Source organism: Blautia sp. ZXY-1-C6 (assembly GCF_056339875.1).
Genome location: NZ_JBWJVQ010000132.1, coordinates 1 through 16018 on the forward strand (window position 1 = coordinate 1; position 16018 = coordinate 16018).

At 44.0% G+C, this 16018-nt stretch carries 23 protein-coding genes; 14 read left to right on the forward strand and 9 right to left on the reverse strand.

Annotation, left to right across the window (positions count from 1 at the left end; all coding sequences use genetic code 11):
- The 4 genes from AC075J_RS05120 to AC075J_RS05135 all read left to right on the forward strand — a co-directional run.
- Positions 1 to 602, forward strand: a 602-nt coding sequence (locus AC075J_RS05120) for a DUF4316 domain-containing protein (RefSeq protein WP_476390102.1), incomplete at its 5' end; no start/stop codon positions are given.
- 3 nt (positions 603 to 605) lie between these two features.
- On the forward strand, positions 606 to 1559 hold the full coding sequence (locus AC075J_RS05125) for a hypothetical protein (RefSeq protein ID WP_002585090.1): 954 nt from the start codon (positions 606 to 608) through the stop codon (positions 1557 to 1559).
- Positions 1556 to 1768 carry a transposon-transfer assisting family protein gene (locus AC075J_RS05130; protein ID WP_004607965.1) on the forward strand — a complete coding sequence of 71 codons (213 nt, stop codon included), beginning with the start codon at positions 1556 to 1558 and terminating at the stop codon, positions 1766 to 1768. Before AC075J_RS05125 ends, AC075J_RS05130 begins: the two co-directional genes overlap by 4 nt.
- Complete coding sequence (locus AC075J_RS05135) at positions 1765 to 2130, forward strand: cysteine-rich VLP domain-containing protein (RefSeq protein ID WP_002585089.1); 366 nt, start codon at positions 1765 to 1767, stop codon at positions 2128 to 2130. The genes AC075J_RS05130 and AC075J_RS05135 overlap by 4 nt, the downstream gene beginning before the upstream one ends.
- A gap of 177 nt (positions 2131 to 2307) precedes the next feature.
- Here AC075J_RS05135 and AC075J_RS05140 read toward each other — a convergent pair whose 3' ends face one another.
- The 4 genes from AC075J_RS05140 to AC075J_RS05155 form a co-directional block, all read right to left on the reverse strand.
- Positions 2308 to 2559: a helix-turn-helix domain-containing protein gene (locus AC075J_RS05140; protein ID WP_002585088.1), complete on the reverse strand. Its 252-nt coding sequence runs from the start codon at positions 2557 to 2559 to the stop codon at positions 2308 to 2310.
- Positions 2560 to 2622: 63 nt separating this feature from the next.
- Complete coding sequence (locus AC075J_RS05145; RefSeq protein WP_002585087.1) at positions 2623 to 3969, reverse strand: relaxase/mobilization nuclease domain-containing protein; 1347 nt, start codon at positions 3967 to 3969, stop codon at positions 2623 to 2625.
- A complete protein-coding gene (locus AC075J_RS05150) occupies positions 3930 to 4259 on the reverse strand; it encodes a plasmid mobilization protein (protein WP_002585086.1) in 330 nt (109 codons plus the stop codon). The genes AC075J_RS05145 and AC075J_RS05150 overlap by 40 nt, the downstream gene beginning before the upstream one ends.
- A 261-nt stretch (positions 4260 to 4520) precedes the next feature.
- The gene (locus tag AC075J_RS05155) at positions 4521 to 4874 is read right to left on the reverse strand and encodes a helix-turn-helix transcriptional regulator (protein WP_004607969.1); all 354 of its coding nucleotides are present in this window, start codon (positions 4872 to 4874) and stop codon (positions 4521 to 4523) included.
- A gap of 381 nt (positions 4875 to 5255) precedes the next feature.
- Here AC075J_RS05155 and AC075J_RS05160 point away from each other — a divergent pair, with 381 nt between their 5' ends.
- The 6 genes from AC075J_RS05160 (at position 5256) to AC075J_RS05185 (ending at position 10059) form a co-directional block, all read left to right on the forward strand.
- Positions 5256 to 5441 (forward strand): cysteine-rich KTR domain-containing protein, encoded by a 186-nt coding sequence (locus AC075J_RS05160; protein ID WP_004607970.1) that lies wholly within the window; start codon positions 5256 to 5258, stop codon positions 5439 to 5441.
- Positions 5442 to 6431: a 23S rRNA (adenine(2503)-C(2))-methyltransferase RlmN gene (rlmN, locus tag AC075J_RS05165; RefSeq protein WP_004607971.1), complete on the forward strand. Its 990-nt coding sequence runs from the start codon at positions 5442 to 5444 to the stop codon at positions 6429 to 6431.
- Between the two features lie 536 nt (positions 6432 to 6967).
- Positions 6968 to 7399: an RNA polymerase sigma factor gene (locus tag AC075J_RS05170; RefSeq protein ID WP_009255547.1), complete on the forward strand. Its 432-nt coding sequence runs from the start codon at positions 6968 to 6970 to the stop codon at positions 7397 to 7399.
- The gene (locus AC075J_RS05175) at positions 7380 to 7640 is read left to right on the forward strand and encodes a helix-turn-helix domain-containing protein (protein WP_002590583.1); all 261 of its coding nucleotides are present in this window, start codon (positions 7380 to 7382) and stop codon (positions 7638 to 7640) included. The genes AC075J_RS05170 and AC075J_RS05175 overlap by 20 nt, the downstream gene beginning before the upstream one ends.
- A gap of 414 nt (positions 7641 to 8054) precedes the next feature.
- A complete protein-coding gene (locus AC075J_RS05180; RefSeq protein ID WP_004607973.1) occupies positions 8055 to 8282 on the forward strand; it encodes a transposon-encoded TnpW family protein in 228 nt (75 codons plus the stop codon).
- Positions 8283 to 8382: 100 nt separating this feature from the next.
- The gene (locus AC075J_RS05185; protein ID WP_002569190.1) at positions 8383 to 10059 is read left to right on the forward strand and encodes a recombinase family protein; all 1677 of its coding nucleotides are present in this window, start codon (positions 8383 to 8385) and stop codon (positions 10057 to 10059) included.
- Positions 10060 to 10107: 48 nt separating this feature from the next.
- Here AC075J_RS05185 and AC075J_RS05190 read toward each other — a convergent pair whose 3' ends face one another.
- From AC075J_RS05190 to AC075J_RS05205, 4 genes are all read right to left on the reverse strand, one after another.
- Positions 10108 to 10368: a recombinase family protein gene (locus tag AC075J_RS05190; RefSeq protein ID WP_476390103.1), complete on the reverse strand. Its 261-nt coding sequence runs from the start codon at positions 10366 to 10368 to the stop codon at positions 10108 to 10110.
- On the reverse strand, positions 10369 to 12042 hold the full coding sequence (locus AC075J_RS05195) for a recombinase family protein (RefSeq protein WP_055199804.1): 1674 nt from the start codon (positions 12040 to 12042) through the stop codon (positions 10369 to 10371).
- Between the two features lie 129 nt (positions 12043 to 12171).
- Entirely contained in the window at positions 12172 to 12417 is a 246-nt protein-coding gene (locus tag AC075J_RS05200; RefSeq protein WP_008706404.1) for a hypothetical protein, read from the reverse strand.
- A 130-nt stretch (positions 12418 to 12547) separates the two neighbouring features.
- Positions 12548 to 12709: a hypothetical protein gene (locus AC075J_RS05205; RefSeq protein WP_008706403.1), complete on the reverse strand. Its 162-nt coding sequence runs from the start codon at positions 12707 to 12709 to the stop codon at positions 12548 to 12550.
- 204 nt (positions 12710 to 12913) lie between these two features.
- Here AC075J_RS05205 and AC075J_RS05210 point away from each other — a divergent pair, with 204 nt between their 5' ends.
- The 4 genes from AC075J_RS05210 to AC075J_RS05225 are packed head-to-tail and all read left to right on the forward strand — an operon-like array spanning position 12914 to position 15056.
- Positions 12914 to 13285, forward strand: coding sequence for a GntR family transcriptional regulator (locus AC075J_RS05210; RefSeq protein ID WP_008706402.1), 372 nt, complete (start codon positions 12914 to 12916; stop codon positions 13283 to 13285).
- Positions 13286 to 13296: 11 nt separating this feature from the next.
- Positions 13297 to 14154: an ABC transporter ATP-binding protein gene (locus AC075J_RS05215; RefSeq protein ID WP_022381160.1), complete on the forward strand. Its 858-nt coding sequence runs from the start codon at positions 13297 to 13299 to the stop codon at positions 14152 to 14154.
- Positions 14151 to 14777 (forward strand): ABC-2 transporter permease, encoded by a 627-nt coding sequence (locus AC075J_RS05220; RefSeq protein WP_008706399.1) that lies wholly within the window; start codon positions 14151 to 14153, stop codon positions 14775 to 14777. The genes AC075J_RS05215 and AC075J_RS05220 overlap by 4 nt, the downstream gene beginning before the upstream one ends.
- Before the next feature lie 15 nt (positions 14778 to 14792).
- Positions 14793 to 15056, forward strand: a complete 264-nt coding sequence (locus tag AC075J_RS05225; RefSeq protein WP_081703345.1) for a cysteine-rich KTR domain-containing protein — start codon at positions 14793 to 14795, stop codon at positions 15054 to 15056.
- A gap of 290 nt (positions 15057 to 15346) precedes the next feature.
- Here the strand turns inward: AC075J_RS05225 and AC075J_RS05230 are convergent.
- On the reverse strand, positions 15347 to 16018 hold a 672-nt coding region (locus tag AC075J_RS05230; RefSeq protein WP_476390104.1), incomplete at its 5' end, for a S8 family serine peptidase.

Sequence of the window (16018 nt, forward strand, 5' to 3'; positions counted from 1 at the left end):
TTAAGGGACACAGCCTTTCCGTTTCCGACGTGGTAGTGCTTCATCAGGACGGACAGGACGCGGCGCATTTCGTTGACAGTGTAGGTTTTCGGGAAGTGCCGGAGTTTTTACAGGAGCAAAAGCAGCTTACCCCGGACGACTTGGAAACGGGCGAAACTGTCAAGACGCCGAGGGGGACTTTCCATGTGACCGCCATGAGCCGGGAGCAGATAGAAGCCGCCGGATATGGCTTTCACCACCAGTCGGACGACGGAAAGTATCTGATTATGGGGAATGGGACGCGGGCGTTTGCCGTTGCCGCAGAACAGGCGCAGCGGGACAATCCCTTGAAAACCGCCGAGCAGACCACAGAGCAGAACGGGAACATGATTGACGGTATCATCAACAACACCCCCACCGTTGACGAACTGGAAGCAAAGGTAAAGGCGGGCGAGCAGATTTCCCTTGTTGACCTGGCTAACGCTGTCAAAGCCGACAAGGAGCGCGGCAAGGGAGCGAAGCCGGAAAAGAAACCCTCTATCCGGGCGCAGCTTAGAGCCGACAAGGAAAAGGCACAGAAGAAAAACGCAAAGCAGAAGTCACAGGACTTGGAAAGGAGCTGACCCATGCCGGAACAGAGCAAATTTGAAAACATGGATTTGTTTGCTTCCCTTGAAGCGATTATGAAGCAGAACACAGGCTTTTACCAGAGCGACTTAGACATTGACAAAGAGATTATCGCAAAGGCGGCGGCAAGCCCCCACAGGGAGGACAAAACACTTTTGTGGTTCTGCCGCCCGTCCGGGACGCACTGTTTCCGGGAGCGCGACGTTTTCCTCAAAGACACCGCGCCCCACAACACATGGCGTTTCTACATGGAGCAGACAAGCGACCGCGTTCTTGCCTATGCAATCGAGCTGACGGGAAAGGAGCGCGGGAAAATCAAGGGCAATCTGTACGAACTGGACTACTCTAAACATTATGAGCGCGTCAAGGAAAAGGAGCTGCCCGCCGATACGGTGAAGCTGATTTATGAGCATGGGGAAAGGGTACAGGAAGCCGGGAGATATTTTGACGGAACCCCAGACCCGCAGCTTGGGAAATTTGAACGCTTTGAAGCCGTACCCAACGACCCGGACGCGCTGCAATCGCTCTTACAGGAAGAACGGCGCAGCCGGGAGCAGCTTTCGCCGGGGGATTTCAAGGCGCATATTGCCGCTTTGCGGGACGGGCTGATTGAAACGGAAGCGCGGCGCATTGTGCGGGAAATGAAGCGGCATTACGAGCCGAACAGCCCGAACAAGACCCATTTCATGGCAGAGCTTTCCCCGGCGTTCATGCGGCTTGCAGCCACAAAGGACACTGACCGCCTTTTCTCCATGCTGCCCTACAAGACCCTTTCCTTTTCCAAAATCGAGGGCAGACATGGGACGTATGCGCTGATTGACAAGGGGGAGAACCGGGACAGGGAGATAAGGAAGCCCCGCCCCTCTATCCGGGCGCAGCTTAAAGCAGACAAGGCAAAGACCGCCCCGAAAAAGGCGGCGGCAAAAACAAAAAATCACGATATGGAGGTATGAGCATGATTAGACTGACTGTTGAAGAAACAAACCTTTTGAGCATTTACAACGAGGGCGGCAAGCGGGCTTTGATTGAGAATGTCAACGCCGCGCTGCCCTACATGGACGCGGATATGCGGGAGCTTGCAAAGCGCACCCTTTCCAAAGTGGACGCTTTGACCGAAGCGGAATTTGCAGAGCTTCCCATTTACGCCGCTGATGAAGTATGAACGGGGTTAAGCGGCTGACGCCGCCCCAGAGCCGGAAAGTCAACGCCCTTGTGCGCCGGACGTGCTGCAATTATGATAACGGGAACTGTATCTTACTGGACGACGGGGACGAGTGCGTATGTCCGCAGCTCATTTCCTATTCGCTTCTCTGCAAGTGGTTCCGGGTTGCGGTGCTTCCCGCCGACAGGCTGCTTTATGCGGAGCTTTACCAGACAGGGGATAAGAAGAAATGTACCGAGTGCGGCGCGTTCTTTGCGTCAACCTCTAACAGTGTCAAATACTGCCCCGTCTGCCGGAAACGTATCACCCGCAGACAAGCCGCCGAGCGCATGAGGAAAAGACGCGCCCCTGTTACGCAGTAGGCGCGGAAAATCCCTTGATTTACAGGGCTTTCCGGGCGTGAAAATCGGATAGGCGATACTTTATACCTTTACCCCCAAAAATGGCGTTCTACTGCGTAACATTCACGAAAACAGCACCCATAAAAAGACAGGGCGCGGAAGTCATATACTGGCTTCCGCGCCCTGTTCTTTTTTTGCCTATCTGACATTTCCCTTTTCCATTTCTTCAAGCGGGAACTGCGGGAGGGCTTCTATCAGCTTCTTTGTGATGGACTGGCGCATATCTTCGTTGATTTCCTGTTTCGTGCTTCCGTCCGGCTGTCTGACCGCTACCGTCGATAGCCTGTCGATTTCGTCCTTGTAGCACTCCACGACTTTCTCCACCGCCCATTTTTCCCCGGCAACGGCGGCGCGTATGGTTTCATATTCCGGCATTTTCTGGTTTTCCATGCTCAACGCTCCTCTGCTTTTTGATAGCCCTATCATAGCACAGCGGCGGGGATTTTGCTATCCTTATCCGCGCTCTGTTCCCTTTTCCCGTTCCGGCTGCCTGTCTGCCTGTAAAATGCTGTCAATGTTCTGCTTGATAATATCGTATTCCCGGACTTTCTTTTTCAGCTTCCCATAGTCGGCATAAAGGGCTTCTTTCTGCGCTTGGAGGGCTTCATATTCCGATTGCAGCGCGGCAAGGTTCGGGAGCTTTGCAATGCCCGCCGCTTTCAGCGACCTTGCGGCGGCTTCATGTAGGATAATCGCCTGTTCCTGTCCGGCGCGGTACTTCTCCCTGTTCCTTGCCTTGCGGTATGCGTCATAGACGGGCTTTGTCTTTTGGTAGGTGGAAACATTCTTGATAAGCACCGCCATGTCCGCAAGCCGCTTTTCCGCGTCCTTCAATGCGTCTGCCGCCTGTCCGCTTTCCGCTGCCATTTCTTCAATCCGGCTGACTAAATCCGCGTACTGTTCAATCTTATGTTCCGTCAAGAAATTCATGGTCTTTGCTGCCTGTTTCAGATTGTGGATTTTCGCCCACTGTTCATAGCCCTTACTCTGCGCCGCCTTGATACTGTTCTCAATGTCGATAAGCAGCGAAACGCCGCGCTGCTCTCTGGGGGCTTTCGCCGCCTTTGCCCGTCTGCCCGCTATCCGTTCCCTTATGGCTTCCTCTGTATAATCCGCGCCGAGGGTTTTAAGACGGGTGAAGCGTTCCTGTCCGGGGGCGCGGCATGACACATATTTCCCCGGCTTTATCTCATAGCCCGCCGCCTGTAACCGCTGCAACAATTCCTCAAAACTGGAAACTTGGGGGATAAGCGCGTCAACGGCAATCTTTAGCTTGCCTTTCCAACTTGTACCCGTCTTTTCTGCCTGGTACTCCGCATAGCTCTTTCCCTTGCTGCCCTTGCCGGGAACGACGACGGACAAGCCATTTTCCCGACACAGCTTGTCGCTCATGTTCCGTATGCCGTAATAGCTCCTTTTGTTGGAATTATATTTGCGGTGGTCTACGAAATTTACGGCGCAGAAAATAATGTGATTGTGGACGTGTCCTTTGTCAATGTGCGTCGTGAGTACATATTCATGCTGCCCCTTTGTTACCGCGTCGGCAAGCTGCTTTCCGATTTCATGGGCTTTCTGATAATCGACTTCCCCCGGCTCAAAGGACTGTATCAGATGAAAGGCTAAATTGTTCCCCTTTTGGAGTGCTTGGGACAAGGTATATTCAAATTCAATATCTGCCGTTTCATAGGAGCAGCCGAAAGAGGACACAAGCATTTTTCCGTCCGTCTTGTCCGGGTTTTCGATATAGTCAAGGGCTTTGCTTAGAGTGCTTTTAATAGGCTTAATCTTTGTAACCGCCATATCTCCGCAAGCACCCCCTTTATTTCCTCTATGTCCTCTTGGTATGCGTTCCCCGTCGCGTTTACGCGGCGTGCTATCTGGTTGACGTTGACACCGATTTTCTGTATCTCTGCGGTCATTGCCTTTATATCGGCATGGTCTATCTGAATGATATACCCGTCAATGGCAATCTTCCGCAGATATGCCGCCATGTTCCGGGTGGGTACGAGCTTCATTTTTTCCAGTATTAAATCCCGTTCCGCTTCCGTCACTCTGAATTTGATTTGCACCGTTCTTTTGCGTCCGTTCATGTATTCGCTCCTTTCCTTTCCGTTCCGAGGGTTTGGGACACTTCCCAACAAGCAATTTTCAACCGACGCGCCGCAGCGCGGGAGGGGAAAATACGGAAGTGGGTACCCGCTTCCTATGCTTGCTACGAATGTTTTTATCCCTTATGCCTTACTACGGAGCTATGCCCGGTTTTGCCAAACTTCCGCAAAAGAAAAACGCTGCAATCCTCAAAAAAAGATTACAACGCTCTCTAAACCTTATTCAATTCTGACGGACACTTCTTATCTGCCCTCTGTTTCGACTTCCGCTATCTCCTTTGCCGTTGCGCTCACAATCCGTATGCCTGTATCGCTCATACCGTCAAGAAGCGCGTCAAGCTGCCGCCGCTGCGTGTTCTTCTCTGGCGGCGTTTCCAAAAGAAACTGGTCTACGGATATATTGTAGCGGAGCATAAGCTCAAAGAAAATCTGTAAACTTGGGTGCTGCCCCTTGTTCTCAATGTTCGCAAGGTAGCGCGGCGAGATAAACATTTCGTCGCTCACTTTCTTGCGGCTCTCCTTGCGCCCTGTCCGCGCCGCCTTTATCGCTGCCCCAAAAGCCTTGAAATCGTATTTCGGTACTGGTCTTTTTGCCATAGTTATTCACCCTGTTACATTTTACTGTTCCCCTTTCTTCTTGGATATGTCTACACAATTCAATCAGTTAGCCAAAATAATTCATATGTATATGTTGACAATTAGCCGCTTTTTTTGTATAGTATTATTAAAAGGGGGAAATGTTTATGTTACATAGCATGCGTATTCGATAAGCATTGAAATCAAAAAAGATTTTTCCCATTTTCAATATGGGCTTTTTTGTCATGCTTATTTTGCGTATGCTATACAACAAAACTAACGATGTATAGACATAGTATAAAAACTATGCCTTAATTTTGTTGTAGTGTTATATGTATAAATGCAGGTCAATGCTCATGTTGAGAATTGACCTGTATTTTTTTGCACAAAAGGAGAAATATTATGCTTGAAAAATATTGGATAAAATGTCCAATTTGTAACGGAAAGACGAGGGTTCAAGTATTTTATAATACGGTATTAAGAAATTTTCCTCTTTTCTGCCCTAAATGTAAATTAACACATATCATTGATGTTGAAAAATTAGAAATCATAATCAAAAACTCTGAAAAACAAAAGGAAGGATATTAAATGAAACACTTACCTAAAAGTACACTTACGGAAATATTGAATGACCCATACGGATTTACTTACAAAGAAATGTCGGAAGTAATTGGAGAGGATAAAGCAAGAGCCTTATATGCGGAATTGTATAAACAGCCATTTCACAAAAAAAATCTATCAATATCAACAAAAAAAGTCTATAAAAGTAGCGATACTGAAAAGTATGTTTATGAATTGAAAGACAACAGGTATATCGAAACGGTTTTTATTAAACGGCGAGATGGTGGGACTGTTTGCGTAAGTACGCAAGTTGGTTGTTCTGTTGGCTGTATTTTTTGTGAGTCCGGACGCAATGGTTTCGTTCGTAATCTAACACCATCTGAAATTGTGCAACAGGTCATATTGATACGTCAAAAAGTAAATCGTATCGTTTTTATGGGAATGGGAGAACCTTTATTCAATTACGACAACTTGATTGCAGCAATCCATATTCTTCGAGATAGAAATGGACTTAACTTTCCAACCGACGGCATTACCGTATCAACAGTTGGTCCAGTTAATCAATTAAAAAAATTGCGCGAAGAACATCTAAAAATTCAGTTGACAATATCTTTACATGCAGCAACACAGGCTGCGAGAAACTGCATCATTCCTCATATGCACATGTACGCTATTGAAGATGTTGTTAAGCAAGCATTGTCCTATTCACAAAGGCATAATCGAAAAGTGGTATTTGCGTATTTGCTTTTACCAGGTATAAATGACCGTTCCTCAGATATAAGGCAACTTGCAAAATGGTTTAAGGGCAAAAATGTTATGATTAACGTGCTGCAATACAACCCGACGAGTAATTCAAAAATTAGAGCACCACAAAAACAAGAAATGGTTGCGTTCAAACATCAATTAGAGCAAACAGGACTTGAAGTTACCATGAGAGTTTCTCATGGTAGAGAGATTAAAGCAGCTTGTGGACAGTTAGCTAATACATATAATAAAGCCAAAAAACAACAAAAATAATTTAATTAAAAGAGCCAGACGCACAGACGCAGAGCCGATAATATGCAGTTTGAAATACTGCTGTTATCGGCTCTTTTTTGATTTAATTTGTGCCCCCAATAACCATATTGGAGCAAAATCAGAACTGTTGCTTGTCGTTCTTTGATTTCCGCAGCAGCTTTGAAAAACCAAAGCCGCCGTTTCTTTTTATCTTCTAATGAAATGACGCGGTATCACTGTTAAAAGCGGCGGCTAAAAGGAGGTAGCCGCCATGAAGCACATACCATATCGACAAAATCCGACGGTCATTGACACATCAAAAAAAGCCCGACCACCGCCGGGGAAAACTACGTCTATCAATATGAACTGTCTAATCATCTGAATACCGCTTACAATACCTATACGTCTGTCCGGGCTTTTCGGACAGGCGTATTTTGCTGCTCAAAAAATTTTTTGAAAAAAATCCGAAAATCTTCGGCGTTTTTTTCAAAAGGCAGTATTGCCCCGCGAAAAGGGGGAAGCACCACCAACTTTCCAACGAGAAAGGGGGTGAGAATGTGGAACCTAATCGCAGGGAGTTTATAAAACAGTGCGCTTTCCAGAAGTTTTGTAATACGGTACTGCACAATGAAGCGTGTGACGCTCACAAAGAGCTGCACAGGCATAAGGCAAGGGAGATTACCTTTTCCGACTTGACCTTAGAAGAAGCGCGGCAGCTTCATACCTTTGATGAATATTTCAAAGGGGAAATCGCCTTTGAAAGAGCCGGGAAGAAAATCACGCCGAAGCTGCTTCTTGAAGCAATCCGTACTTTGCCGGAAGAAAAGCGCAAAGCCGTACTCCTGTACTATTTCGAGGGAATGAACGACACCGAGATTGCGGAGCTGTTCGATACGTCGAGAAGCACGATACAGTACAGGCGGACAAGCTCTTTTGAGCTGCTAAAAAAATATCTGGAGGAAAATGCTGATGAATGGGACGAATGGTAACGAACCCGGCTACCCGGAAAAAGCCCTTGTTCCCTATCCTGTCATTTTGGCAGCGACAAAGGGCGACCCGGACGCTATGAAGATTGTCTTGCAGCATTTCAGCGGCTACATAGCCCGCCTCTCCATGCGGAAGCTGTACGACGAGCGCGGGAACGTCTATTTTGGCGTAGACCACGACATTCGGGAACGGCTGCAAGCAAAACTGATGATGGCTGTCCTCACCTTTAAGGCAGAGGAATAAACCGCAGCGGCGGGACGCTTTCTCTCTCCCCCTTTTCCGTTCCGCTGCTGACGCGGCAGCAAAGCCATTCTGAACCTTGACAAAGAAAGCGGCGCAAGATAACGGCGGCGCAGCATAGGGCAAATCGGATACGTTCCTTTTGCGCCGAGCCATACGGTGGGTGCGCCATGACGCTATCCGGGTGAGGTTATCCCCGCCCGGACAGCCGAGCGACCAACACCGCGCCGGAAAGCAAGTGTAGCGGCTTGCGGGCGACGACACGCAAAATATACAATGATACTTCCTTACAGCCACAGTCCGAGCGTTAAGAGCGTCGCAGGCAATGGGTAGGGCTGCATGAGAACCATGCCGGGGTGAAATTCCCATGAGGTTATGCTAATAACCGTCCGATTAAAGCCTTTGTTTTCTTGAATAGTGGACTTGCTGCTATTCATAGACTGTATTATATGTTTGCGAAAGAAAGGGGGATTTTCTTTGACGCAAAACCAGACGCCCGTTACCACAACGGAGCATAAAATCGGAAAAGTTACTTACCTTGTATGTTCGTCCGCAAGTGAACGCGCAACGGACACACTGGATAAAAAGATAAAGAAGCTCATTCGCAAGGACATGGAGCTGAACCCCGCAAACGCCCGGAAATAGGGCGTTTCTTCACATTTTATACATGACACAGGCAGCGGTATGTGGTATAATATAGACAGTACAAATACCATGCTTGTCTGTCGTCGGAAAGGAGGACAAAATGTTACAGACAGACAAGATTACCGCTTTATATTGCAGATTGAGCCAGGAAGATATGCAAGCCGGGGAAAGCGAAAGCATACAGAACCAAAAACTGATTTTACAAAAGTATGCTGACGAACACCACTTTTTCAACACACGCTTTTTTGTAGACGACGGATTTTCCGGCGTGAGCTTTGAGCGTGAGGGGCTTCAAGCCATGCTGCATGAGGTTGAAGCCGGGAACGTGGCGACCGTCATAACAAAAGACCTTTCCCGTCTGGGACGTAATTATCTGAAAACCGGCGAACTGATAGAGATTGTTTTCCCCGAATACGAAGTGCGCTACATTGCCATTAACGACGGTGTAGACACAGCGAGGGAAGATAACGAGTTTACCCCTCTGCGGAACTGGTTCAACGAGTTTTACGCCCGCGACACCTCAAAGAAAATCCGGGCTGTCAAACAGGCAAAGGCACAGAAAGGCGAGCGCGTCAACGGCGAAGCTCCTTACGGCTACCTTATCGACCCGGATAACCGCAATCATCTGATACCCGACCCGGAAACGGCACACGTCGTAAAACAGATTTTTGCAATGTATGTACGGGGCGACCGTATGTGTGAAATCCAGAACTGGCTGCGGGACAATGAGATATTGACCGTCGGGGAACTGCGCTACCGCAGGACAGGGAGCAAACGCCACCCCCGCCCACAGCTCAACGCATGGTACAACTGGCCGGATAAGACACTGTACGACATTCTGACAAGGAAAGAGTATTTAGGGCATACCATAACCGGGAAAACCTACAAGGTATCTTATAAGTCGAAAAAGACGAAAAAGAACCCGGAGGAAAAAAGGTATTTCTTCCCCAACACTCACGAACCTTTGATTGATGAAGAAACCTTTGAACTTGCACAGAAGCGGATTGCCACCCGGCAACGCCCGACAAAGGTTGATGAAATTGACCTGTTTTCCGGGCTGCTCTTTTGTGGGGACTGCGGCTACAAAATGTATGCAGTACGCGGAGCCGGGACGCTTGAACGGAAACACGCCTACACTTGCGGCAACTACCGCAACCGGGCAAGAAATGATATGCTCTGCACTACGCATTATATCCGCAAAAGCGTATTGAAAGAACTTGTCCTTGCAGACTTGCAGCGAGTAACGTCTTATGTGAAAGAGCATGAACAGGAGTTTATCGAAACCGCCAACGAGTGCAGCGCAAAGGCAGTACAAAAGACGCTGACACAGCAGCGGAAAGAACTTGACAAGGCGCAGAACCGTATTAACGAGCTGAACATCTTATTCCGCAAGCTCTACGAGGACAACGCTTTAGGGAAACTTTCAGATGAACAATTTGCTTTTCTGACTTCCGGCTATGATGAAGAAAAAAAGACGCTGACCCGGAGGATTGCGGAGCTGTCACAGGAAATCGACAACGCCACCGAGCGCAGCGCGGACGTAAAAAGGTTTGTCGCACTGGTACGCAGATACACAGCGATTGAAGAACTGACCTACGAAAACGTCCATGAATTTATTGACCGTATTCTTATTCACGAACTGGATAAGGAAACGAACACCCGCAAAATCGAAATCTTTTATAGCTTTGTCGGCAGAGTTGATACAGGCGACAAGCCTACTGAAAGTATCTCCTATTTCAGACAGATAGGAGCCGACGTAAAGAGTTATGCTATCTAACATACATCAAAAAGAGGTAAGATAACACCCTCTGCAAAAAAGGTATCGTTATCTTACCTCAACAAAATTTGTTCCGGTTTTTCCCAGATCAGAATAAATGTTATATACAGCAATTTCATACTCTCTGTTCGGATTTTCATTGTGCTTCTGAATGAACTCTTTTATCAGCGTAACCTGTGTTTCAATAGATTCTGACTTTTTTTCATCACTGTCTACGGATAATCTGACATAAATTGCAGCCATACATACCGGAATCCCAAGAACTTTCTTCTCTGTGTTTTTCTTATATCTTTTTGCTGTCCTTGCCATTTATTCCACCTCTTTCCTGCACTCTGTCCGGTGTTCCGCATAAAACCGTCTTATGACTTTCATTTTCTCAATCATATCCTGATAACGGATATGAATTTTGATCTGTTTGTTTTCATAAATATAGATTTTATCTACGGTCAGTGCCAACAATGTGCGATCCAGTTCTTTGATTTCCAGTGATTTCTTCCAGTCCTCCAACTGAACAGTTGCAGACACTCCACCCTCAAACATTTGCTTTACCAATTTTTTCTGATTCTCGATCATCTGCTCCAGTTCTTCACATTTTCTTCCGTAACTTTCCCGAAAATCATCGAACTCTTCTTTGCTGATCAATCCCTCTTTCAAGTCATCACCTAAAGACGCTTTCAGACTGTAATAGCGGTTATATTCTTCCTGCAACTTACTAATCTGCGTATCATAACCGATTACCTGATCGTAGCTGACTTGCATCTCACAAAGTTCTTCCATAATCATCTGATAGTCTACAAAAAGTGCCGTATATGCCTGAATCTCTTTCAACACAATTCTTTTCAGCACCTCTTCCGAAATACTGTGTCTGGTGCAATCTCCACCTTTGTTCTTTGTCTGGCAGATATAAAAGGCTTTTTTCTTCCCCTTATACTGATTTACCCTGCGTATCATCGGTGTCTTGCAATCTCCGCAAAACACAAATCCCGAAAAAAAGTTTGCACTGTCTGATGTTTTCGATGCCCTACCATCATATTGAAGCAGCTTCTGAACCACATCAAAATCATTCTGCCTGATAATTGCCGGATGCGTATTTTCTACTTTCACCCACTCTGATTCTGGCTTATCCAGGCGTTGCTTTACTTTATAGCTGATTCGTTCCTGCTTGCCCTGTACCATGTTTCCAATATAGACTTCATTGGTCAGAATCCTTTTGATCTGCACTGCCGACCATTTCGGTGTATCTGAACTATGGAATCCGGAATTGTAATTTTCACCATTTGCCTTTTTATATTCTTTTGGCGACTGCACATGACGTACATTCAGTTTTTCTGCGATTGCTCCAAGACTGAATCCATCAATTTTCCATGAAAATATTTTTCTTACAATATCCGCTGCATAAGAATCAATCACCAGACAATTCTTATTCTCCGGATCTTTGCAGTAACCATACGGGGCAAATGCTCCAATAAATTCACCTTTTTCACGTTTGATTTTCTGGTGGCTTCGCACTTTACCGGAAATGTCCCGGCAATAGCTTTCATTTACAAAATTTTTGATCGGAACTACAAATGACTTCTCTGAAAAATCTGCTGTTTTACTGTCGAACTGGTCTGTAACTGAAATAAAACGCACATTTAAAGCCGGGTAGGTCTTTTCGATCCATCGCCCGGCTTCTATATACTCTCTTCCGAATCTGGATAAGTCTTTTACAATCACACAGTTTACTTTTCCAGCTTCTATATCAGTTGTCATTCGTTTAAACTCAGGTCGGTCAAAATTTCCTCCTGAGTATCCGTCATCCACATATATATCAAAGATCTGAATATCCGGCTGGCTTTTTACAAAGCTCCGAAGTAACTCTCTCTGATTTGCAATGCTGTTGCTCTCTGACTTCGCACCGCCCTCTTCCATATCATCTTTCGATAACCGAAGATACAATGCAGCATCGTACATATCTGGCATATTCATTTGCATTTGTTCCATTTTACATCGCTCCCAACTTACTTATTCCATTGAATTTGAAGTCAGAAACCATGTATCACGTTCATTTTCCCTGACTTCACATTAACATAACATCTGTAGCTTCGCAAGATATTTTTTCAAGACTTGCATCTAATACATCAACTCCGTTCTTTTTCTTAGATAATCACTGATCGCATCTGTAGCATCCATTTCTCCTGTCATTTCCACGACTACCACATACCCTTCATTCATGTGAGCATACGGCTGATCGCCAGATTTATCCAGAAAAGTTTCCACTTTCTCAGAAATAGCTTTATCTATATTAGGAATTAAGTCTTCAATATCCTTTAACTGCTCCAGATTCACACTGGAATCTATTACTGACTGATTTACCATGATGCTCACCTCTTTTCCAACATATTCTTTGTATCAGTTGTCCTATACCTGCAATTTTCTCAAATGCATCACCTTATCTGGATATTCTTTAGCAACTACTTCACTGCCAATCTGAATATATGTTAAGCGCTTAATTTTTAGATATGATAGAAAAAATCCCCGACTGCTTTTCAGCAGCCGGAGCACCTTGACAATTCACATATGATTGATTTGATTCGTTTGCACGACGTCCGATTTCAGCTTTGACGATTTCGTTCCATGGAGCCAGAAGTTCTAATTCATCATCGCTCATCCTATCATTATCGTGCTGATTTGCACAAAGAAATAACCTTATTATGCCGGTTGACAGGTTGGATTACGCTGATTTTTTGAAAACTTTATATGGTATATTTTAATGAATTGTAGGATTACTTTATTGACATTTCTGACACTATCATATACACTGTACATATCGTATAAGTACGCATATATCAGAAGGTGGTGAGAGGAAGTTAGAATGGAAATTATCATAAGTAATAGTAGTGATAAGCCTATTTATGAACAAATTGCTATGCAGATTAAGAGTTTAATCATGAATGGTACCCTATCTGCCGGAGAAGCCCTGCCTTCCATGCGTGCACTGGCAAAAGACCTGCATATAAGTGTTATTACTGTTCAACGAGCTTACGAAGATTTAACTCGAGATGGGTTTATCGAAACCGTATCGGGAAAAGGTAGTTTTGTTGCATCACCAAATAAAGAATTTATTCAAGAAGAACAACTACGAATAGCAGAAGAACTTTTAGAAAAGGTTGCTATAATCGGTCGTACTCATGGTATCAGCTATGAGCAAATGGCTAATATTCTAAAACTATTTTTTGAAGAATGAGAGGTGGAATTATGGAACAGAACAGTATTGTTGTAAAAAATGTGACTAAAAAATTTGATGATTTTATGTTAGATCATATTTCATTTACAGTTCCTACAGGACGTATTGTGGGTTTCATAGGAGAAAATGGTGCTGGAAAAAGTACAACTATCAATTTAATTTTAGACCAGTTAAAGTTGGATGCGGGTGAAATAAGAATATTGGGTAAACAAAATCATTCTTATTTGCATAAAGAAAACATTGGTGTTGTTTTTGACGAATGTAAATTCCATTCCGTCTTAAATGCAAAAGATATTGCCCAAATCCTTTCGGGATCTTATAAAACATGGGATATGAATTTGTTTGAAGAATATATGAAACGCCTTGATGTTCCATTAAATAAATCAATAGGGCAACTTTCAAAAGGTATGAAGATGAAATTGTCAATTATTTGTGCACTATCGCATAGACCCCAGATTCTGATTTTAGACGAAGCAACAACAGGGTTAGATCCTGTTGTACGAGATGAAATTTTGGATATTTTTTTAGAATTTATTCAAGATGAAGAACACTCTATTTTGTTCTCTACACATATAACCTCTGACATACAAAAGGTTGCTGACTATGTAATTCTGATTCATAATGGAAAAATTATTTTTGAGGAAAAGAAAGATGACCTTATTTATAATTATGGAATTATACGCTGTAAAAAATCAGAATTTAATACTGTTTCGCCAGATGACTATGTATGTTGTCGAGAAACAAATCTTAGCGTGGAATGCTTAATACATGACAAAGTAGCTGCAAAAAAAAGATACAAAAATCTAATTATTGATAATGCTTCTATTGAGGACATTATGCTGTTCTATATCAAAGGAGGTGTCAAATGAAAGGATTGGTTTTTAAGGATTTATTGCTTATGAAGAAAATGAATAAAAAAGTCATTTTTGTAATGTATTTTTTTGTAATAGCAATTTCATTCTTCGGAGAGAATGAAGTTTACTCAATTATGTCATCGGCTTTTTTTTCACTTTTTATCGGTATGCACTTAATGATGACCATGACCTATGATGGATTGACTTCATGGAAACAATATGAATTAACCTTGCCGATGAGTAAGTACCAAATCATTTTCAGTAAGTATTTGACTAGCTTGCTTCTTGTTCCGATTAGTATAATGGGTACAGTTATCATTTATATCATTCGTTATGTGGTTTATCATAATTTTACACTTAGCCAGTTTGGTTTTTCTATCGCCATTGCAATAGCATTACCTGTTTTATGGTGTTCTATATGTTTAGCAATAGCACAGTGGTTTGGCTATATGAGTGTTCAGTATGTGAGAATGATTTGCACACTTCTCGTTATCTTTTTCGTAAGTAAAATATCAAAAGATATGAAATACGTTACTCAAAATTTGGTTAAAAATCCTATGTTGATTACTATTTTTGCTTTGGGTATAGTAGTCGCATCGTATTTTGTTAGTGTTATAGGATACTCAAGAAAAAAATAAAAAGTAGAAGTGCAAATAAAAGTAAGTGTCGAGCGAGTACGTTGCCCTGTCTGCGGAAATAAAACACGTGACAAAATCCGAGAAGATACTGTACTAAAAAATTTTCCACTCTTTTGTTCGAAGTGCAAAAGAGAATGTCTAATCAACATTGAACAATTCCATATAACTGTTATTAAAGCGCCAGACGCAGAGCCGATAATACACAGTTCTTTGAACTGTAGTTATCGGTTTTTGTATTTTCCCAATCATAGTGATTATCAGCTATTGATTTACACTTAAAACTGATCCAGATTTAATGCTTAAAACTGACCCATGGTATAATTTGGCCTTATGGCCTTGATAACTGATAATTATTTGTATAAGTCAGTTTTATATTCCTGTGACCTCTCTTTCGTTTTAATATGTTGTCTGTAACAGAATCGGCTGTTCATGTTACGTCATTGCTACAAGTCTTTCTTTCCATATCATTTTGAATCCAACCCGGGCAGATTTTCTTCAAAATCATGGTGAAAGTGCTTCGTTTCTGTGTTGGGAAAATGAACGGAAACACTTGATTTTACTGACTTTCTTCAATGTAACCTTATTATAACGTCCTCCCCCCATCCCACCTCTTCATTGGGATACTCCTCATACCCCGGCAATGGTCTGGCGCCTTTTCGGAGATAGGCTTTTACTTTTTCCCCATAGAGGTAGGGATCGTTTCCATTTACAATCCCCCATTGCATTAACAATGCTGCGGATCCGCTGACAAAGGGTGTTGCAAAGGAAGTCCCTGTTACTGTTCTGTAACCACCACCGGGTACGGGAGCAACTATGTTTACTCCCGGTGCCACCAGATCAGGTTTCAGATATGGCAGCATTCTGCTGCCCCTTCCGGAAAAATCCGCATAAGAGTCAACCAGCGAATCATATGCTCCAACTGCAATAACCCGCCGGGCTGTGGCAGGTATGGTCAAAGTCCCATATGCCCTTGGTTCATAAAACCCAGTCCCTCTGTTCAGAGTATTTCCACCCGGCAGCCACAGGTAATATTCCCCTCCTCTGACCTTTTTTCCACTTAGGATGATTTTCCAGTCTCCACTGTCCACATAAGTTTTCCCAGGAAGGAAATCTATGTAGATTTCCTGTGTCAGATGATAGGGTCCAGGTTTGCCATAATAGATTAAAAGATCTGTATTTCCCAGTCTGTACCTCTGAGGACCAAGCTTTTCGTCTAAGGGGCCGATCCGGTTTCCGGATGG